Here is a 19,054-nt window from a genome sequence, read left to right on the forward strand (position 1 = left end):
GTCTCGGCAGCTCGTCGCTCGTGGTCGAGAGGAGAAGCTTCGGCCATGTGGGACATTATCTGGTAGCCGGCACGGTGCTGAGGACGCTGCCGCTGAAAATGACTGAAGGGCCTCGCTACCTAATCAAGCACCTCGCTTGCAGCTGGGGTTGCAGAGTCTGGCAAGAATTGCCGGTGCGAACGGCGGACGGTTGCGAGTAGCAGGATTGCAGGGATGAGTAGGGCCGCAGCCAGCCAGTTGACTGACTGATAAGAGCCTGTGACTGATGACGCACCTGCAATGAGGGGCGCAGTCGCGAGGGACGCGATCCGTGAAGCATTCATGAATAGTCCAGTAGCGAAGCCCGGGCGGGCGGGCATCAACGATTGGAACCAGGTCATGCCGAGTCCCACCGCGGCCGAAATGAATATTGCATTCGGCAATTGGCCAACCACGAGCAACCACGGTGCGCCAGTTGTTGCAAGGAGTATGTAGTAGATAGCGCCAGGAACACACGCGGCGATGATCAGAGTTCGCTCCCGCCTTTGCGTCGACCAACGCGCGAAGCAGAACAGCACGAGCGCCTCTAGTGCCGCAGAAACGGCAAAGGCGATTCCCGCCATGGCCGAAGTTCCCCCCTGCAGTCCCGTCATAACAATTGGCATCGTCGTTGTCGCGATTACGTTCGTTCCATAGAGGCAGACGAGCGCAACAAAGGCCGACCATAGCTGACCCTTTGACCGGGCAGGTGTGTCGCTCTCTACGAGCGGAGAAGAAGCGGGCGGCCCGGTAACATGCCGAAGGGGCGCAAGAAGCAGCACGAACAAGTTGAGCAAAGCAAGAGAAATGAAGAGGCCGACGAATCCGGTCAAGCCCTGAATGAGGGAGCCCACCAGTGGGCCGGCAACCCAGGCTACGGTGAAGAGTCCTCGTGTGGTGAGTAGGCCCGACCGTGAGGTTCCTGACGTCTTCAACGCGGCGAAAAAGACGCTATTCTGTGCGCTCGCAGGGCCCAGCAGAAATCCTGCGATCAGGGTCGCCATACCGGCGTTCAGCGGGAGGGCGAAGAGTCCGAATCCAACTGCCGCGAGAGCGGTGAGGACCTGAAACGAGCCACCACCCCTCCCGAACCGATCCATCATCGCGGGGAGCGCAAGACTCACGGCGAGGCCGCTACCGTGAAATGCCAGCAAAAATACGAACAATCCAAGCGGTTGCAGCCCTAGTTCGCGCACGGCGAAAAGACTCAGGAAGGGGATGAGCAGGGCTTGCTGAAGTCCCAAAAGGAAGGTTGTGACCTTCGTCTGGGAGTGTCGCATCACCGCTGGGACCCGGCGCGTCGAAGGAGCTGATCGTTGAGATCGACAGCTGAGACCGTTTGAAGTAGCTCGGTGTCGGCGCGATCGTGCTTTTGGTGCAAGTACGATTTGTTGCCGCGAGAGGACTTCGAGTTAGCGGCCTCGGACTTGGAATGGGGCAGATGGAGCCCGCCCGTGCGGCGTTCGAGGCCGAATACTGCTCCGGCCTTTTCAAGTTGAAGAGCAAAATCGAGGTCTTCGCCTCCCCAACCAACGAAACGCTCGTCGAACCAGACGTCGCGGAGTCTCCCATGTCGCGGTACGACGAGACAGCACGTCCACGCAATCGCCCACGGTGCGGGGAGAGCCGACAGATTGTCGGCGCATAGGCTGAATACGGGTTCTCTGATATCCCTGAACCGGTCTCCTTGCGCCAGAGCTGATGCAGCGTCCCGATCCTTTACCGCAGCGATCGCTGCGGTGAGATCATCGTCGTCGGCGTCATTGTTACTGAATCCCGCCACGGGGAAGACCACGACGTCGGCGTTCCTGCTGTCGTGTTCGTCGAGGACCGCGAAGAAGTTGGCTCGCACGGCTACCCCGCAATCCAGCAGGAGGACAGTCCGCCCTCGAGCTACCGACATCCCGAGGTTCCGTGCCCGGGCGGCGCGAAAGCCCCGATCCGGTTGGCGGAGATACAGCACCTCGATATCGCTCTGGACGGAAGCGACAAGCGCTGCGCTTTCATCAGTAGACCCGTCGTCGACGACGACGATCTCGACGTCCCTTCTCTCGACCGATGCTGCTAGCACGCTGGCGATTGTCTTGTGAAGGAGCTCGCTGCGGTTGTAGGTAGGAATGACGACCGAATACCGGATCGCGTCCGAGGGGTCGAGGATGACGGGTCCATTTCTCATGCGGACTTCTCCATGGCGAGCGGGATGGTCTCGAGGCGGTTCATTTCGAGGGTCAGATCGTCGTTGGTCGATGTCCAGCTCAGCGCCGTGATGGGGAGTTGTGTACGCGTCCGGTTCAAATCGGTCAGGATCGTGGACAAGTCTTGGGCCTCTTGCGCGTCGAGTTCGTCCCGCAGGTTGACGAGGCCGATTGCAATGAACCGCTGACGTTTCCTGCCGAAGACTGCGCTGAGTGCATCGAGTAGGCCCATGTCGGAGCAACGAGTAAATTCGAGGGGGAGGTAGATGCGGCCGCGATTGAACTGTCCGATGAACGGCCCGTGCATGACCGGCATGAGTGCGGGCGCTTCGCGCAAAAGCTGATTGGCATCGTTGCGTTGATCAGATGTGGGGTTAATGTCGCCAACGAGCGTGCAGTGGATATTTGGCGCACGGGTCTCGATTAGCTCAAAAGCAACCTTTTCGGCGAATGTTGAAGCCTCGAGACGTCGCAGGAGGTGTCGGCACGTGTCTTGGGCCAGGAACGGGCGACCGAGATCCCCGACGATTGATACGCGGGCCCGTTCGTACCGTCCCTTGTGATAGTCGCGACCGCTCAGGCAGTCAAGCGCTCGTGGGTGTTCCGGGGAGACCAGTGGTAGCTGAGCCGCTCGATACTGTTCGTCGAAGGTGAGGCCCTCACCTGTTCCCGGTGTCCAGCGCATTTCGTCGTAGGGATCGTTACTCACGTGGCCGACTCCCGTTTCGAACCGATTTCGTGAAGCACGATGCTCTCCCATGGGCCGAGGTCTACGAAATCACGTCCATCCGGTCGGTACTTCGCGGGAATCTGCACGGTCCTGCTCTTCCCCAGCGAGAGCAGGCACAGCGCACTTGAATTGGCCCCGGTTCGCGTCACGCTGACGACATGGTCGCCCAAGTCCGGCCCAACGCCAATGGGTGATGCAGGGTCGAAGGCGTCATACGCCGCAGCCACCTCTCGGAACTCTCGCACGGCCTCGATCACACGCGCTCCGATCCCATCGCGCACACGCTGTAGACCTTCGGTCAGTGAGATCGACCCGCGATTTCGAGCTCGCTCATCTCCGGTCACCCGCACGAGTTCGTCATCATTGCGCACCCCCAACAGATGCCCGAGGTACACCATTGGTGTTCCCGGCAGCCAGCAAATGAGCGTGATTCCGGCAGCTAACCGTTCGGCACCATCTCCCTCCCCGTCGAGCAGGTCGATGATCGAAATATCCAGTTCGTATCGCAGGACGGCGTCGTTCACGACACGTTCGATGACAGCCCCGCCATTGTCCAGCGTCGCGCGCGCCAGAACGTCAATGTCCTGTGGAGGAACGGGGGGATCATACGGGCGGAGGTAGACCCCATCATGGGTGGAAAGAAAGTTAAGCGCGGGCGTGCGGTGGAGTTGGTGGCCGTGGTCCTGGATCCATTTCATCAACGGGGCGCTACTTGAGCGGAGGAGCGTAGAGAGCACGACGGGGGCGCTCTCGTATCGGTATGCAATTGAGGCACGGCGAGCGTCCGGGGTGACATATGGGCTCACGCCAGCGCAAACGTCGCCTTCCGCGATCAGCGTGGTCAATCCTGAGCGGTCCGCGATCCAACGAAACACCTCAAGCAGATGGAAGACTTCAGGTTCGTTCGCGGATGAGCGCGAGGCGTCCTTCCACAGGAACGCAAGAGCATCGAGGCGCAGTCCTCCCACGCCCCTGTGGGCATACTCGACGAGAACCTTTGCCATGCGGATGAGCACCTGCGGCTTGCGGTAGTCAAGATCTATCTGGGTGTGACCATAACGAGTCCAGTAGTGCCGGACACCATCGACTGAGCCGTAGGCGCTGACAGGCGGGTGATGCCTAGAGCGTGCGAGCGCGCTGTAATCGGCGTGCGGGTCGACGCGGATGAATGGCTCATCGTCGAGGTCGACCTTCCCAGCAAGAACGGCCTCAGCCCACGGGTGTGATGGGGCGACGTGATTGAGGATCAGGTCGATCGAAAGAGTTCGTCGGTGGGACAGGGCCTTGAGGTCGTTCCAGGTGCCCGCCTTGCTTTCGAGTTCGAAGTGATCGGCTGGGGCGAAACCGAAGTCACCACCGGACCGGAAGGGCGGAAGCAGGTGAAGATGCTGGAATTGGTCATCCGTGTGATCGAGAAGTGAGTTCAGAGCTTGCATTCCGCTTAAATCCGCATCTTCGAGGTGGGCGGGGTACGCGAGTAGCCACACGGACACGCGGTTCTTCGCATTTGGTTGGCCCCCTGACATCGCAGACACCAGAGTCCGCAGTTCCGCTTCGCAGCGTGCCGCATCCTCGGCCCCGTATAGGTTCACGAGGGCGTCCGAAGGAAAGGTATCGTGCATCATGATGTCGACCTCGCCTCGAAGAAGGTGAGGTCACTCGGACTGTCGATCTCGCCCCACGGGTCGCGATTCGCTACTCCCGCGATTTCACCCCCTGATTCAATGACTCGCTGCAGCGCGCTGGTCATGTCTAACGATTGATCGCTCTGCGAGTAGAACGCTTCGCACAGCAACTCAAAGCCGGAAGGCGAGGTCCTGACCAGGCCCATGTATTGCCCCTGCGGCTGGGCGAGCGACGCGGCTTTGAACCCAATGCGGGTGACTGAGCCAGTCGAAGAGAGCTGGAAGTCTTCGAGGTCGTCGAGAGGATTGGCAAATCGTTCCCGCCAGAGAGCGACTCCGTCGGGATCGAAGGCGATTGCTAGGGGCGAAGGGCACCGGCAAAGATCCGCAACGATGCGGGGGCTAAAGAAGATGTCACCGTAAGCAACGATGGCGGGCCCCGCTCGGAGACTCTGGGAAGCGATCAACAGGGTCGACACCATATTCGTCGCCTCCCAATCCTCGTTCACGATCAAGTCGTCGACGAGACCATCGTCGACGAAGCTCTGCAAGAGCTCGGATCGGTAGCCCCCTAAGACTGTTACGCGGGAGACTCCGCCGGCCCGAAGGGAGTTAACAGTTCGGACGAGAAGCGGTCGCCCCCTGAACTCGACGAGGCATTTGGGGCGTTCAGCGGTGTGCTGTTTCAGCCTTGATCCGCGTCCGGCGGCGAGAATTATGGCGTGCATGACTGCCTTTCGGATTGCTATGCGGTTTTCAGCGAGTCTCGAAGTAGATCCGTGTCGGCTTGCCCGAGACTCCCGGCGCGTTCTGGATGCCACATGACGGCCCGAATAGGTCGCGTCCTGTGCTCTATTGCTTCAATGCTTCCGTCGAAGGCGATGGCCAGCGGGACGAAACCGGCTGGGGCTTCCATCAACGCGTACTCATGGAAGCAGTGGGCATCGTGTGTTCCAAATCTGGAAGTGACACCCGATCTCGTGCCGACGTGGCCCGTCACAGAGCAAAGGGAGCCGCCAAAACGCAAAGCGATGGCTTGCATTCCTCGACACACCCCCAGCAGCGGCAGGGCTGACGACCCGGCATAGTCGATCAATAGCGTCTCCACACGATCGCGTTCGCTGGAGTCATCGGATGGCCCAGGAAGGCCACCTCCAGTCAGAATGACGGCCTGCGGCCGGAAAGCCTCGATGAGAGCTTGAGCGTGTCCGGCGTGATTGGGAATAACAAGCGGTATGTGACCGAGTGCAGATAAGAGATCCCACCAGGCGCTCTCAAGCGCATCGCGAACCTCGTGCCGGCCCTGGACGAAATCCCTTCGCATGGTGATCGCAACCGCGTTCACGCAAGAACTTCCACAGTCCGCGCCTGCCCATCTATGAGGATCCGTGTCGCAAGCGACCATCTCTCGAACTGGCTGCCGGCACCGATCACGGCTGGGATATCCAGCTCACGAGCCCGAATCGCCATGTGGGAGTTCTCTCCTCCGAAGCGAGTCACGAATCCGGCAATGTCGTGCGTGAACAGCCAGTCGTATCCGGGGTCGGCGCGTTCGATGAAGATCACGCTGCCTTGCAGTTCGGCGTCGTTGGGCGTTCTAACGCGACCTTGAACGCGCTTTTGCGTTACGAAAGTTGGTCGCGAGACGCGTTCCTCGTTGAACAAGATCTCGCGCTCCTCGGTGAGAAGGTGAGGAAGCCGCACCGCAAGGTCGTGTCGCCATTGCTTTCTGTTCCGATCGACGGCTCGGGTCAGGAACCTCGGACGTTGATTCGGAAACTCATCGGCGTGCGCCAAATCTGCAAGTGTCAGGAAGGAGACATCGTCCCTTCCGAGATCGAAGCCAGCCCCGCCGCGTACGAGGATCTCCATCGCATCGCTGAGGAGCTTGGTGAATGAATGCTTAACCTCCTCGCGCAGCGCGATCGCGACCCGGGCAAACGCCACGAGCTGTTCCCACGAGAATGTGTAGCCGGCATCAGCCAAGACGCGGTCGATGTCCTCTGATGGCTGGTTCTCGTCACGAGGAGCGGCGGCGAGCGTCCGCGCCTCTCGATGAAAATAGCTGTTCGGCGCCGCATCGTACCGGGGAACTGTCACGTCGTATGTTCCCGGACGAATGTGTCCGTGGCGTAGCAAGAAATCTTCTACAGAAAGTGCAGAGTGATCCTCCACGAGACGTGACCCGATTGTCGACGCTCTACCGACGATGCCGTCCAGCGTTCCTTCGGCGAGCACCTCCGTTTTTTCAAGGTCGGTGAGTATGTCGGTGGCGATAAAGGCGGCCCGTGCCACTTCTGAGAATAGTTCGGTGCCATGCACGCGAGCCGCGCGGAGCAATGCGACGGCATCAACAGTGGATTCGGACCCGTCCACTTCGGACCTCATGCGCTTAGCGGCGTCCTCCAACTTCGCCGCCCGCATAGGGGCTGACAACATGACGCGCTCGTCGCCGATGACATCGTTCGTTAGCCGCAGCAGTTCCTCAAGATATTTGGTCCATTCCTGGTCGCTGATGGGAGCAAATCGATCCCTCCACTCGCCTGAACGGAGGCTCGGTTTGAAGCACGTAGGCATGACCGCGAATTCGACCTTGTCATGCAACTCCGGGGCAGCCCGCAGGTGTTCTTGGGCTACGTCAACTATCTGCCGTGCGGTTCCTTCCGGAACTTGATCGGGGACGAACGAAAGCAGGCTGGCTGCGACGAGGATGTATGGAGTACCGCCCACGCGGTGCATAAGGGGAACGGCACGTAGGTTCTTGTAACCCAGGCGGTAACGCCCCACGGCCCATGCATCAGAGGTGATGATCGACTCGTACAGTGAAAATGCGAGTGGCCGCGGTTTCAGGCCGATTAGCTCTGCCGGGTTCCAGTCGGGCATGACCCCGAGGAGCGAACGGTCGAAACCGAGGTGTCTCGCATGGCGCTGAGCAGTTCGGTACTGCACAAATGCGCGATCAACGGCCTTGGTGAGACGGGCGTCGCGTCTTTGGGTTGCTCGACGAGATGAATCAACGGTAGTGATTCTGCGAACCTGGAAGACGATGACCTCGAGGTCAGTGTCGACGCCGAATTCGACATCTAGATGCCGCTCGTTGGTGACAGCCATGAGATCTTCCAATGCGTCGACCACGCGAGAGGCCAGCTCGGGGAGGTCGATGTCGCGGCCCTGGAGCATGGACCATGAGGACGTCTGGTGGCCTGCGGTAACAGCCTCGGTGTTGCTTCCCTCCTGGTAGTTCACCACGAAATATGGCGCGCCAGTCAACGGATCACACGTCATGGCCACTCCGCTACAGACGAGATTGGATGCCATCGGTTGGATGAGAACCTCGTCCAATTCCGCCACTGAGCCATACGATCGAAAGACCCTGTCGATGGCTATATTCAGTTCGGCCTCCGAAACGTTCAGCACCGAATCGAACTCGCCGGCATGGGAGTTGTCACGTCCATCTTCGACAGTCGCGCAAGACCTAACGATCATTAGCGATCCCTCAAAGCGCGCGATCGCCCGCCGTGACTCGAGATTTCTGTTAAGGCACCAGTCGCTGTAGGTGATTCTGTGAATGGGAAGCACTCGACAGCTTGACTCGCGCGCAATTCGTTCGAGCGTTTGGGCTTTCGAGCCAAAATGGAATCCGCGCGGTGCATCGACGAGAGCTGCAGATGGGCGCTTACCCTTATCCCCCGATGGTTTGATCTCGTCCTCGAAACCCACGTGCATCCCCCAACATCAATGTTCTGGTCCTCGGGTCCGCCGAGACCTGGCGCACCCATGTTCAGAGATAACTCGCTCCCCAGCATCCCTGAACCGGTTAAGGAACCTAGCACGGGGAACACTCCGAGGAGCACCCGCGTCCTCGCCGTTCCGCGAAATCAATTAACCAGGCCGCTGCCTCTTGCGAGGAGACCCAGTGTTTACGTGCTGCACCCGCCGCAATCTCTTCCGGAGTTGTGTACGCCTGGCACCGGCGTGTCGCGTACACAAGTCCGGAGCGGATGGCTGTGGCCCGGTCAGGCCAGGGCGCGGTAGAGGCGGTTGCCGATGACGGCGAGGAAGAATCCCGTCGTCGCGATCGCGGAGACGCCGCCTGCGTAGGCGATGAAGAGGTGCTCTGTGCCGTTCTGGGTGGAGTTGTAGGTGACGACGAGCGCCACTGCGGCGACGACGCCGGTGGCGGCGGCGATCCAGACCAGCGCCCACAGCTTCGTCCGCACGGGCGGGTCGGCCGGGCGCAGGCGCAGCGCGGCGAGCACGATCCCGGCGATGCATCCCCAGAACGCCACGACGAGCATCCCGGCGATGACGTCGCTCGGCCGGTGCCACTGCTCGACCAGCGTGGAGGCGCCGGCGGCGATGGTGAAGACCGATCCGAGCACCGCGGCGAGCGGCCGCAAGCGCGGCGACGCGACCAGGAAGACGACGAGCGCCGCCGAGGCCGCGACCGACGTGTGACCGGACGGCAGCGAGTTCGCGAGGCCGGCGTCCACGCCCTTCTCCGGACGGGAGAGCACCGAGTACTTCAGCACCTGCGTGCTCACGTTCGCCGCGATGGCCGCGCCGACCGCGACCGCGAACACCAGCCAGTTGCGCCGCACCAGGACGATGATCACCGCGATGATCGCGCCCGCCACCACGGCCGCGACGGGCAGCGCGTTGAGGAACGCGTGGGCGAAGTCGATCAGGTTGCCCTTCCACTCGTCCGCGCCGGCGAAGGACCGCTCATCGATCACCTGGCCGATGTAGCTCTGCACGAAGAACAGGTAGATCGCGACGAACATCACGGCCGTCCCGAGCGCGCCCCAGACGAACGGGAGCAGACGGAGGGGCGCGGGTCGCATAGTAGACAACCCTTCCACACCGTCCCCGGGAACTTCCATGAAGGAACGGATCGTCCCCGGGAGATGGTCAGTGCGCAACCCATCGCGCACGGTGTAGGACGGGCGCCATGAAGAGCTTCACCGACACCATCCAGATCGACGCGCCGGCCCACGACGTCCACGCGACCCTGCGGGCGGTCGACGCCTACCCCGCGTGGCTCGGCCACTCGCTGGTCTACCGCGGGACCCGGGCACCCTCGGCGGCGGCCGTCTCGGAGCCGCCGACCTACGTGGACTCGACGATGGTCGGCCGGATGCGCGGCGAGCTGATCGACGACGTCCCCGACCACGAGTTGCGCTTCCACCAGGCCAAGCCGTCCGGGCGCGTCGACGCGCTCATCGTGTACGGGGTCGAAGATCGTGGAGGCGTCACGCGCGTCACCCGGATCGGCCAGCTCACCACGCACGGCGTGTACCGCGCCGTCGAGCCGATGTTCGCGATGATGGCGGCCAGGGAGAGCCGGCGCACCATGCGGGCGCTGAAGGCGCACGTCGAGGCTCCGCCGGTCGAGCACGGCGCCTGACCCACCATTCGCCGGGGGCACGTAAACGCCCCTAAGGCGCGGTTTTAGGGGCGTTTACGTGCCCCTCGGCGGTGGTTCAGCCGACGAAGCGGACCTGGGGGTGGGCGGCGAAGCGGGCGCGCATCACCGCGACCGCGTCCGGGCTGCTGTCGACCAGCACGAATCGTCGGCCCAGCGCCGCCGCGACCGCGCCCGTCGTCCCGCTGCCGGCGAAGAAGTCGAGCACCCAGTCGCCCTCGCGGCTCGACGCCTGCACGATGCGGCGGAGGACGCCCTCCGGCTTCTGAGTCGGGTAGCCGGTCTTCTCCCGGCCGGTCGGCGACACGATGGTGTGCCACCAGACGTCGGTGGGCAGCTTGCCGAGCTCGGCCTTCTCGGGGGTGACCAGGCCGGGCGCCATGTACGGCTCCCGGTCGACCGCGGACGAGTCGAAATAGTACGAGCCCGGGTTCTTCACGTAGACCAGGATCGTGTCGTGCTTGGCCGGCCAGCGGTTCTTCGCCTTGGCGCCGTAGTCGTACGCCCAGACGATCTCGTTGAGGAACGACTCCCGTCCGAACAGCGCGTCGAGCAGCACCTTCGCGTAGTGCGACTCGCGGTAGTCCAGGTGCAGGTAGAGGGTTCCGGTGTCGGCGAGGAGGCGCCACGCCTCGATCAGCCGCGGCTCCAGGAAGCCCCAGTAGTCCTCGAAGCGGTCGTCGTAGCTGAGGATGTCGCCCTTGATGCGCTCGTAGCTGCGGCCCTTGAAGCCGATGACGCTGCCGACGCCGGCCTCCGTCCGCACCGCGGTGGTGCGCTGCCGCGCCTGCGACCGGCCGGTGTTGAAGGGCGGGTCGAGGTAGATGAGCTGGAAGGCTCCGTCGGGCAGGCCCGCGACGACCTCCAGGTTGTCGCCGTGGACGACCGTGCTCGCTCCGTCGGGGAGCCACAGCGGCTGCGTGGCGGCGACGGGTTCTGACATGTCCTCCATTCTCCCGCATGCGGGGGTGCGCGGCGGGCGGACGGGTAGCCTGGCGGCATGACGCTCACCGTCGAGAACCAGGCCGACCGATCCCGTTACGCCCTGTTGAAGGACGGCGAGGTCGTCGGGATCGCCGAGTACGAGCTCCGCGACGACGCGATCGTGTTCGTGCACACGGAGGTCGACCCCGAGAAGCGCGAGCGCGGGATGGCCTCCCAGCTCGTCCAGACGGCGCTCGACGACGTGCGGGACCGGAGCGACCTGCGGGTGGTCGCCACCTGCCCGTACGTGCGGCGCTGGCTCGCCGACCACCCCGAGTACCAGGCGCTGCAGCACCGTTGAGGCACTGCCTGCGTCAGGCGCGGTGCGAGGCAGTCGTGCGCGTGGTGGCGCGACCCTCCTCGGAGGGCGCGCGGCCCTCGGCGCGCTGACCGCGGCCGGCCGGCCCGACGTCGATCGTGATCTTGCCTGCGTCCCACTCGCCCGCGTCGCCGCCGTCGCCGGGAAGCGGGGCAGGCGCCGGGAGGAACGACTGGCGGTCGAGCTCCTGCTGAGCCTCGTGGCGCGTCGGCGCGAAGATCTCGTCGAACGAGCCTCCGATGGCGCCGCTCATGCTGCTGGAGCCGCGACTGGCCTTGTTGGAGAGGTCGATCCAGCCGAGCCTCACGCCCGCGACGATCGTCGCGACGATGCCCACCACCACGACAACGGCCCACCAATTCACGCCGTCCAGGGTACCGGACGGTTCTGAACGCCTCGCGGACGCACAGGAACCGCCAAGGTCGCCGGGCCGGCGGCGCCAGGTATCAGGGCACCCGGTAGAGCCACTCCTCCGTCGCGAACTTCGACGTCACGAGCCGCTCGGCCTCCGCGTACTCCGCCTCGGTGAGGTCGCCGTCCGTCGCGCCGTACAGGCTGCGGAACGTGGTCTTCATCTGCTCGATGATCTCGGCGCGACTGAGGCCGGTCTGGCTGCGCAGCGGGTCGACGCGCTTGGCCGCGCTGGTGATGCCCTTGTCGCTGATCTTCTCGCGGCCGATGCGGAGGACCTCCGTCATCTTCTGCCCGTCCATGTCGTAGCTCATCGTCACGTGATGCAGCACGGCACCCGAGCCGAGGCGCTTCTGCGCGGCGCCGCCGATCTTGCCCTTCGGGCTGGTGATGTCGTTGAGCGGGACGTAGCTCGCGTCGATCCCCAGCGACTTGAGCGCGATGATGGCCCACTCGTCCAGGAACGCATAGCTGTCGGCGAAGCTCATCCCCTGCACCAGGTCGGCCGGCGCGTAGATGGAGTAGGTGACGACGGAGCCGGCCTCCATGAACATCGCGCCGCCGCCGGTGATGCGGCGTACCACCTCGACGCCGTACTTCTCGGCGTTCACGGGATCGACCTCGTTCTTCACCGACTGGAAGCTGCCGATGACGACGGCGGGGCGGTCCCACTCCCAGATGCGGAGGGTCGGGCCGCGGCGGCCCTCGCCGACCTCGGTGGTCAGCACCTCGTCCAGTGCGAGGTGCATGAGCGGGGAGACGGCCTTCGCGTGGACGATCTGCCAGTCGTAGTCCCGCCAGCTCGTGGCGCGGGCGAGCGCGCGGCGCACGGCGACGGCGACGGCCTCGGGCGAGAAGCCGAGCAGCGAGGCGCCCTCGGGGAGGGCGTCCTTGACGGCGGCGGCGATGGTCTTGGAGTCGGTCTCGGCGGGGAGGCCGTTGACGGCGGCGTCGATCGCCTCCAGGGCGGAGTCGGGCTCCAGGAAGAAGTCGCCCGCCAGCCGGAAGCCGGCGATCAGGCCGTCCTCCACCTCCAGGTCGACCACGACGAGCTTGCCGCCAGGGACCTTGTACTCACCATGCATGACCCCAGCCTAGAACCCGCGCGGGGCGGCCATCCGTTCCGGAGTTGTGCACGCCTGAGCGCGGCGTGTCGCGTACACAAGTCCGGGAGAGATCGGTGCTCAGGTGCGCGCGGGGACGCGGGGGTCGAGCCAGGCGGTGACGTCGGCGAAGACCTCGTGCCGGTTGGTCTCGTTGAAGACCTCGTGGCGGGCGCCGGGGTAGACGATGGTCGTCACGTCGCTGAGGCCCGAGCGGGTGCGGTACGAGCGCTCCAGCTTGCGCGCGGAGGCCGGGCCTCCCAGCGGGTCGTCGCCGCCGACCGCGATGAGCAGCGGGAGGTCGCGGGCCAGGTGCCGCGCGGGCCGGCCCAGCAGGCGGGCGGCGTCCGCCATCCCGAACAGCTTCTGCAAGGGGACGAGCGTGCACAGAGGGTCGTCCACGAACGCCTGTGCCACAGCGGGGTCGCGGCTCAGCCACTCCGCGCCGGTGGTGCCGAGGTGGGCGTGCCGCTTGTTCAGGTCACCGCCGTTCATCGAGCCGATCATCCGGTAGGCGGTGCCCGTGAGCACGGCCGCGTCGTAGTCGTCGGCGTGGCGGTTCAGGGTCATCTGGCCCATCAGCGAGCCCCAGCTGTGACCGATGAACACCAGCGGGAGGTCCGGGTTCTCGTCGCGGATGAGCCGGCCGAACGTGCGCAGATCGCGGACGGCGCCGCGCAGGCCGCCCGGGCCGAGTCTCCCGAGCTTCGTGGGGTCGCCGTGCCACTGCTCCATCCCGGTGCGGCCGTGGCCGCGGTGGTCGTCTGCGTAGACGGTGTACCCCTCGGCGACGAGGTGCTCGGCGAGCTCCCGGTAGCGGCCGGCGTGCTCCCCCACGCCGTGCGCGACTTGCACCGCAGCCCGCGGGCGCTCGGCCGGATACACGTCGAAGAAGATGCGGAGGCCGTCGTCGGCGCTGAACTCTCGCTGCACGCGCTCATTCTGGCACGCCCCGCCGGCACGCCGTGGGCGAACGCGTTTTATTTAGCCAGCCTAATTTGTTAGGCTAACTATCTATGGGACGCCTCTCGACGCACGACCTCAGCAGCGCGCTGCGCATCGCCGTCGCGCGACTCGGGCGGCGCCTGCGCGCCGAGAAGGAGGACGACGAGCTGAGCGACACCCAGACCTCCACGCTCGCCTTCCTCGTCCGCGAGGGCTCAGGCACGATCGGGAGGCTGAGCGAGCACGAGCGCGTGACCCCGCCCTCCATGAACCGCACGGTGAACCACCTGGAGCAGGCCGGCTACGTCCGGCGCACCGCCGACGCGGTCGACGGCCGCAAGGTGATCGTCGTCCCCACCGAGTCCGGCCTCCGACTCGTCACCGAGACGCGGCGCCGCCGCGACGCGTGGCTGAACCAGCGCCTCCGCACGCTCACGCCCGAGCAGCGCGACACCCTCGCCGAGGCCGCGGCCATAATGAGGGGGATCGCCGACTCGTGAGCGCCATGTTCCGTTCCCTCGCCGGGGTCAACTACCGCATCTGGGCCGGCGGCGCCCTCGTCTCCAACGTCGGCACCTGGATGCAGCGCACGGCGCAGGACTGGATCGTCCTCACCCAGCTCACCCACAACAACGCGGCGGCGGTCGGCTTCGTCATGGCGCTGCAGTTCGGGCCGCAACTCATCCTCCTGCCGGTGACCGGCTGGGCGGCCGACCACCTCGACCGGCGCAAGCTCCTGATGATGACGCAGGGCATGATGGGGCTGCTCGGCCTCGGGCTCGGCATCCTGACCGTGACCGGCGTGGTGCAGCTCTGGCACGTGTACGTGTTCGCGCTGCTGCTCGGCGTGGTCGCCGCGTTCGACGCTCCCGCGCGGCAGACCTTCGTGTCGGAGCTCGTGGCCGGCCCGAACCTGTCCAACGCGGTCGCGCTCAACTCGGCGTCGTTCAACTCGGCGCGCCTGCTCGGGCCTGCGGTCGCCGGCCTCCTGACCGCCGCGGTCGGCGCGGGCTGGGTGTTCCTGATCAACGCGGCCACGTTCGGCGCGGTGCTGCTGTCGCTGATGCTGCTGCGCAAGGAGAAGCTGTACCGGACCGAGCGGGCCAAGCGCTCGCGCGGCGGGCTGGTCGACGGCTTCCGCTACGTGCGACGGCGGCCGGACATCATGGTCATCCTGGTGATGGTGTTCCTGATCGGGACCTTCGGCCTCAACTTCCCGATCTTCATCTCGACCATGTCGGTGACCGTCTTCCACCAGGGCGCGGGCGAGTACGGCCTCCTGTCGTCCATCATGGCGATCGGCTCGGTGGTCGGCGCGCTGCTGTCGGCCCGCCGCGAGCGGCCGCGCGTCTCGCTGCTGTTCGCGGGTGCGGCGTTCTTCGGCGCCGGCTGTGTGATCGCCGCGGTGATGCCCACCTACTGGCTGTTCGCGCTCGCGCTCATCATCATCGGCGTCTCGTCGCAGACCCTGATGACCACCGCGAACGGGACCGTGCAGATGACCACCGACCCGATGCTGCGCGGCCGGGTCATGGCGATCTACATGGCGATCTTCATGGGCGGGACCCCGGTCGGCGCCCCGATCGTCGGCTGGGTGGCCGACACGTTCGGCCCGCGCTGGGCGATGGGCGTCGGCGGCGCGAGCGGGTTCGCGGCGGCGCTGGTCGGCGTGTTCTACCTCGTGAAGTACCGCGGGATGCGGGTGCGGTTCTCCGGCCTGCGGCCGCGCGTCGTCCTCAGCCCGCGCGAGGAGGCCCGCGAGGAGCTCGAGGAGACCGAGGTCACCGCAACGCGCGCAAGCTGAGCGGCCGTCGCCAACGGAGGAGATCGACGCTCCGTGGCCGCGTGTCGTCAGGGAACGGAGGACTCCCGTGCCTGTTCGGGCCAGAACTCCTCCGCTCGCCACACCCACCGCCACCCGCGGCCGTTGGTTGCGGAGGAGATTCGGGGCGGGCGGGGCGGGATGTCCTCCGTTTACGGCCGTGGGGTGGTGGGGTGCGGGGGATCTCCTCCGTTAGCGACGGCGGTGCGCATGACGCAGTTGACGGTGCCCTTCGGGCGGTCGTACTCGAAGCCGGCGTCCTCGAAGACCTGCCGGGTCATGCTGTAGAGGAACGACGGCGAGATGCGGTTGTCGGTCTCGCGCGGGTAGCTCTCGACCACCCCGCCGCCGGCCTCCGCGATCAGTTCCAGCGCCCCGGCGATCGCGACCCGGGCGACGCCGCGGCCGCGGTAGGCGCGGTCCACGAAGATGCAGGTGATCCGGTAGTCCGGGAGGGTCGTCGTCGTCTCCAGGTACTGCTTGCGGTGGTAGATCCCTGGCAGCTCCTCGGGGCTCCCGAACTGCGCCCAGCCGACCGCGCGGTCGCCGTCGAACACGAGCGCGGCGTGCGCCTCGCCGGCCGTCACGAGGTCGTGCTTGAACTCCTTGGTGAAGTCGGCCGGCCGCTCGGGCTGCGACTCCGGCGCCGAGTGCGCGTCGCGGTGGAACCAGGTGCAGTAGCAGCCGCCGAAGCCGCCGCCGCCGTGCCGGTCGCAGAGCGCGACGAAGGCGTCCCAGGTGGAGGTGTCGAGCGGACGGATCGTGAACGTGGTCGTTGCGGCGTCGCTCATGGCGGCCTCCCCTCTGCGCTGCGAACCTACGCCTGCGCCGCGTCGACCGGCAAGCGCTGTGCGGGGACGCGACGCACTCCGCGTCCCCGCACGCTCACCCGAACACGCGCGGGAAGAGCCCCGTGTCCAGCCGCTCCGCCGGCACGCGGAAGTGGCTGCCCGGGAACCCGAGCAGCGTCTTCTCGACCGAGGCGAACGCGTCGAACAGCTCGAGCTGGGACTCCCGGGTGATCTCCGGATCGTCCAACGGGAACAGGAACTCGATCGGGATGCTCACCTCCCGCGCCGCGTCGAGCACGAACGGGTGCGCCGCGATCCCGCCGAAGGTGGCGGCGACGATGCGCGGCTCGGCGGCGGCGAGCGGGATGCCGATGGCGGAGGCCAGCGTCATCCCGGTGAAGCCCACCGGGCCGGCGCCGATGTCGTCGGCCCGCTGGAGCGCGTCGAGCGTCGCCCGCCACTCCGGGACGGCCCGCTCGGCGAGTGAGGCGTTGTACTCGGCGATCACGGGGTCGAGCGGCTCGCCCCGCTCTCGGGCGTCGAGCATGGCGTCGACCCACTGCTGGTCGCGCGGCGGTCGAGGACGGTCGCCGTGGCCCGGCGCGTCGATCGCGGCGACGGCGTAGCCGAGGTCGAGGACGAGCCGTCGGGCGCGGGCCACCAGGCCGGGCGCCTCCTTGTGGAGGCCTCCGCCATGACCCGAGAGGATCAGCGGTGCGCCGGGGGTGGCGGTGGGAGGGGTCCAGAGGACGCCGGGGACGTCCTCCAGGAGGAAGCCGCGGCGGCGGACGCCGTCCACGGTGGTGTCGTCGGTGAAGAGTCGCATGATGGTCGCCTTTCGGGGATGCCTGTCGGCGCTCCCGGCGACCGGTCGATCAGTCGCGCGCTCTGAGGCGAGACGGGGAGCACCCGTACGTGTGGTCGATCACAGTGCTCACCTCCTCCGCGGTCCTGGACCGTGGATGAGCGTAGCGGGTGCAGAGCCGTGCGTCCAGCGTGCGGCTAGTCGCGGTCGCTCCACCACAGCGCCCGGGCGATGAGCGCACCCACCGCCCCGACGACGAGCGCCACAGGCAGGAGCGGAGCGGACGGAAAGGCGATCTGGACGAACAGGAGGGCGATGACGACGGCGCCGCAGACCCCCGCGATCGTCAGCAGCCTGGTCCGGGTCACGAGCGCACCCCCGAGTCGGCGGCAGTCCGCACGGCCTCCAGAGCATCGAGCGTGCGCAGCGAGCGGGGGTACGACCGCGGGACGATGCCGCCGAAGGTGAGCTGCAGCCAGGCGTCGCCGTCGACAGTCGTCTCCACGACGTAGCGCGGCAGCGTGTCCGGCGTGACGGACAGCGCCAGCGGCCCGAGCCGGCCCCACGGGACGGTCGCGAGGAGGCGTGGCGCGCTGCCAGGGTCGCCGGCGGCCCAGATGACGATTCCCGCGCGGTCTGCGACGAGGACCACGAAGTACGGGAGGTCCCGTTCGGGGACCCCCAGAGCCTCGACGTCGATGAGCCCCCGGAAGTCGTCGCGGCACGCGACGTCGACCACGGCCTCCGGATGGCGACGGCCGAGCTCCGCGCGGAGCCGTGCGCTCGGCAGGAACCACAGCCAGGTCCCGACGATGAACGCGACCAGGCCGCCCCCGACCACGATCGAGCCGATCAGCAGCTCGATCCCCGCCCCCGAGCCGGCCAGCTCGACCCGGGCGACGGCCGTCGTCGCGAGCACGACCAGCGCGCCGATCAGCATCGCCACGTAGCCGGCCCAGCGCCGGGTGACCCTGGATCGGAGGTCGGATCCGCGCACGGTCACCCTCGGTCCTCGACTCGATCGCACGAAGGCCAGCTTCGCGCACGGTCGCGCGCCGGCCAAGCCCCCGAACGAGTCGGGCGCGGGTGCGGTCAGGAGTACTCCGGCGGCGCAGTGCGGTAGCGCCAGGCGAGCTCGTTGTCGAGCACGAAGCGCGACAGGGTCTCGTCGCGCGGAAGCGAGTCCCCGACGGACGCCTCCACGGACTCCAGCAGCGCGGCGGCGGTCGCGGGCGACGGTGCGGCGACCACCTCATCGAGCAGCGCTCCGAACCCCGGAGGCGCCGAAGCCAGCCCCTCCACCCGCGCCCGCAGGTACTTCGGCCCGGGGAAGAACACGCGGTTGTGCGCGAGCAGCGCCCGCGCGGCCGACGTCACCAGGTGGACGGAGGCGTGCGCCAGCAGCAGCGGGTCGCCGTGCTCGTGCGCCTGCGGCAGGAAGTAGCCGCCGTGCAGCCGGCACTGCGCCACGAAGCCGGCGACCCGGTCCCGCCAGTCGGCCGCTGAGACCTGCACCACCCTCCCCAAGCGGTCCGAGAGGTCGGGAACCCGGCTGAACACTACGCGCGCGGACGCGAAGGAGTCCCGCACCGGGTCGTCGCCGCGCTCGGCCGCGTCGTCCAGGTAGGACAGCGTCGCCAGCTTGACGTCGAAGTAGCCCTGGTCGTAGCCGATGCCCTCCGTGCTGGTGAACATCAGGCGGCGCGCGGCGTACGCCTCGTCCCAGCGCGACTCGGTGACGACCAGGTACAGGTCGACGTCGGAGTCCGCCCGCTCGGCCCCGCGCGCGACCGAGCCGCTCACGACGACTGCCAGCACCTCCGGGTCGGCGGACATGTCTGCGACATACCGCTCGATCGCCCGCTCGTGGTGCTCCATCAG

General features: G+C 66.3%; 21 protein-coding genes. 4 read left to right on the forward strand and 17 right to left on the reverse strand.

The window, feature by feature from the left end:
- Nucleotides 1-119 precede the first annotated feature (119 nt).
- The 8 genes from ACFQ9V_RS02410 to ACFQ9V_RS02445 form a co-directional block, all read right to left on the reverse strand.
- Nucleotides 120-1,298, reverse strand: coding sequence for an MFS transporter (locus tag ACFQ9V_RS02410; RefSeq protein WP_382457922.1), 1,179 nt, complete (start codon nucleotides 1,296-1,298; stop codon nucleotides 120-122).
- Nucleotides 1,298-2,194, reverse strand: coding sequence for a glycosyltransferase (locus ACFQ9V_RS02415; RefSeq protein WP_382457586.1), 897 nt, complete (start codon nucleotides 2,192-2,194; stop codon nucleotides 1,298-1,300). Before ACFQ9V_RS02415 ends, ACFQ9V_RS02410 begins: the two co-directional genes overlap by 1 nt.
- Nucleotides 2,191-2,922 carry a hypothetical protein gene (locus ACFQ9V_RS02420; RefSeq protein ID WP_382457587.1) on the reverse strand — a complete coding sequence of 244 codons (732 nt, stop codon included), beginning with the start codon at nucleotides 2,920-2,922 and terminating at the stop codon, nucleotides 2,191-2,193. The genes ACFQ9V_RS02415 and ACFQ9V_RS02420 overlap by 4 nt, the downstream gene beginning before the upstream one ends.
- Entirely contained in the window at nucleotides 2,919-4,568 is a 1,650-nt protein-coding gene (locus ACFQ9V_RS02425) for an alpha-amylase family glycosyl hydrolase (protein WP_382457588.1), read from the reverse strand. Before ACFQ9V_RS02425 ends, ACFQ9V_RS02420 begins: the two co-directional genes overlap by 4 nt.
- On the reverse strand, nucleotides 4,565-5,296 hold the full coding sequence (locus tag ACFQ9V_RS02430) for a phosphocholine cytidylyltransferase family protein (RefSeq protein WP_382457589.1): 732 nt from the start codon (nucleotides 5,294-5,296) through the stop codon (nucleotides 4,565-4,567). Before ACFQ9V_RS02430 ends, ACFQ9V_RS02425 begins: the two co-directional genes overlap by 4 nt.
- A 17-nt stretch (nucleotides 5,297-5,313) precedes the next feature.
- On the reverse strand, nucleotides 5,314-5,913 hold the full coding sequence (locus ACFQ9V_RS02435) for a gamma-glutamyl-gamma-aminobutyrate hydrolase family protein (RefSeq protein WP_382457590.1): 600 nt from the start codon (nucleotides 5,911-5,913) through the stop codon (nucleotides 5,314-5,316).
- Nucleotides 5,910-8,288 (reverse strand): PEP-utilizing enzyme, encoded by a 2,379-nt coding sequence (locus ACFQ9V_RS02440; RefSeq protein ID WP_382457591.1) that lies wholly within the window; start codon nucleotides 8,286-8,288, stop codon nucleotides 5,910-5,912. Before ACFQ9V_RS02440 ends, ACFQ9V_RS02435 begins: the two co-directional genes overlap by 4 nt.
- A gap of 296 nt (nucleotides 8,289-8,584) precedes the next feature.
- Nucleotides 8,585-9,412, reverse strand: a complete 828-nt coding sequence (locus tag ACFQ9V_RS02445; protein ID WP_382457592.1) for a phosphatase PAP2 family protein — start codon at nucleotides 9,410-9,412, stop codon at nucleotides 8,585-8,587.
- A 107-nt stretch (nucleotides 9,413-9,519) separates the two neighbouring features.
- Between ACFQ9V_RS02445 and ACFQ9V_RS02450 the strand changes: the two genes are divergently transcribed.
- Nucleotides 9,520-9,975, forward strand: coding sequence for an SRPBCC family protein (locus ACFQ9V_RS02450; RefSeq protein ID WP_382457593.1), 456 nt, complete (start codon nucleotides 9,520-9,522; stop codon nucleotides 9,973-9,975).
- Nucleotides 9,976-10,051: 76 nt separating this feature from the next.
- Here the strand turns inward: ACFQ9V_RS02450 and ACFQ9V_RS02455 are convergent, their stop codons facing one another.
- Nucleotides 10,052-10,936, reverse strand: a complete 885-nt coding sequence (locus tag ACFQ9V_RS02455) for a DNA-methyltransferase (protein ID WP_382457594.1) — start codon at nucleotides 10,934-10,936, stop codon at nucleotides 10,052-10,054.
- Nucleotides 10,937-10,993: 57 nt separating this feature from the next.
- Between ACFQ9V_RS02455 and ACFQ9V_RS02460 the strand changes: the two genes are divergently transcribed.
- Nucleotides 10,994-11,278: a GNAT family N-acetyltransferase gene (locus ACFQ9V_RS02460; protein WP_382457595.1), complete on the forward strand. Its 285-nt coding sequence runs from the start codon at nucleotides 10,994-10,996 to the stop codon at nucleotides 11,276-11,278.
- 13 nt (nucleotides 11,279-11,291) lie between these two features.
- Here the strand turns inward: ACFQ9V_RS02460 and ACFQ9V_RS02465 are convergent, their stop codons facing one another.
- From ACFQ9V_RS02465 to ACFQ9V_RS02475, 3 genes are all read right to left on the reverse strand, one after another.
- Nucleotides 11,292-11,660, reverse strand: a complete 369-nt coding sequence (locus ACFQ9V_RS02465; protein ID WP_382457596.1) for a hypothetical protein — start codon at nucleotides 11,658-11,660, stop codon at nucleotides 11,292-11,294.
- Between the two features lie 82 nt (nucleotides 11,661-11,742).
- Nucleotides 11,743-12,792, reverse strand: a complete 1,050-nt coding sequence (locus ACFQ9V_RS02470; protein ID WP_370055633.1) for a biotin/lipoate A/B protein ligase family protein — start codon at nucleotides 12,790-12,792, stop codon at nucleotides 11,743-11,745.
- 99 nt (nucleotides 12,793-12,891) lie between these two features.
- Nucleotides 12,892-13,743, reverse strand: coding sequence for an alpha/beta fold hydrolase (locus tag ACFQ9V_RS02475; protein WP_382457597.1), 852 nt, complete (start codon nucleotides 13,741-13,743; stop codon nucleotides 12,892-12,894).
- 83 nt (nucleotides 13,744-13,826) lie between these two features.
- Between ACFQ9V_RS02475 and ACFQ9V_RS02480 the strand changes: the two genes are divergently transcribed.
- Complete coding sequence (locus ACFQ9V_RS02480; protein WP_382457598.1) at nucleotides 13,827-14,255, forward strand: MarR family winged helix-turn-helix transcriptional regulator; 429 nt, start codon at nucleotides 13,827-13,829, stop codon at nucleotides 14,253-14,255.
- 5 nt (nucleotides 14,256-14,260) lie between these two features.
- Nucleotides 14,261-15,559 (forward strand): MFS transporter, encoded by a 1,299-nt coding sequence (locus tag ACFQ9V_RS02485; RefSeq protein ID WP_382457923.1) that lies wholly within the window; start codon nucleotides 14,261-14,263, stop codon nucleotides 15,557-15,559.
- A 170-nt stretch (nucleotides 15,560-15,729) separates the two neighbouring features.
- Here ACFQ9V_RS02485 and ACFQ9V_RS02490 read toward each other — a convergent pair whose 3' ends face one another.
- The 5 genes from ACFQ9V_RS02490 to ACFQ9V_RS02510 all read right to left on the reverse strand — a co-directional run bounded on the left by ACFQ9V_RS02490 (nucleotide 15,730) and on the right by ACFQ9V_RS02510 (nucleotide 19,051).
- Entirely contained in the window at nucleotides 15,730-16,368 is a 639-nt protein-coding gene (locus ACFQ9V_RS02490) for a GNAT family N-acetyltransferase (protein ID WP_382457599.1), read from the reverse strand.
- Nucleotides 16,369-16,462: 94 nt separating this feature from the next.
- Nucleotides 16,463-17,194, reverse strand: a complete 732-nt coding sequence (locus ACFQ9V_RS02495) for a dienelactone hydrolase family protein (protein ID WP_382457600.1) — start codon at nucleotides 17,192-17,194, stop codon at nucleotides 16,463-16,465.
- 176 nt (nucleotides 17,195-17,370) lie between these two features.
- Entirely contained in the window at nucleotides 17,371-17,541 is a 171-nt protein-coding gene (locus ACFQ9V_RS02500; protein ID WP_382457601.1) for a hypothetical protein, read from the reverse strand.
- Complete coding sequence (locus ACFQ9V_RS02505) at nucleotides 17,538-18,176, reverse strand: hypothetical protein (RefSeq protein ID WP_382457602.1); 639 nt, start codon at nucleotides 18,174-18,176, stop codon at nucleotides 17,538-17,540. The genes ACFQ9V_RS02500 and ACFQ9V_RS02505 overlap by 4 nt, the downstream gene beginning before the upstream one ends.
- An 89-nt stretch (nucleotides 18,177-18,265) precedes the next feature.
- Nucleotides 18,266-19,051 (reverse strand): nucleotidyltransferase domain-containing protein, encoded by a 786-nt coding sequence (locus ACFQ9V_RS02510; RefSeq protein ID WP_382457603.1) that lies wholly within the window; start codon nucleotides 19,049-19,051, stop codon nucleotides 18,266-18,268.
- Nucleotides 19,052-19,054 lie beyond the last annotated feature (3 nt).

The organism is Leifsonia sp. NPDC056665, assembly GCF_042791795.1.
Lineage (GTDB): Bacteria > Actinomycetota > Actinomycetes > Actinomycetales > Microbacteriaceae > Leifsonia.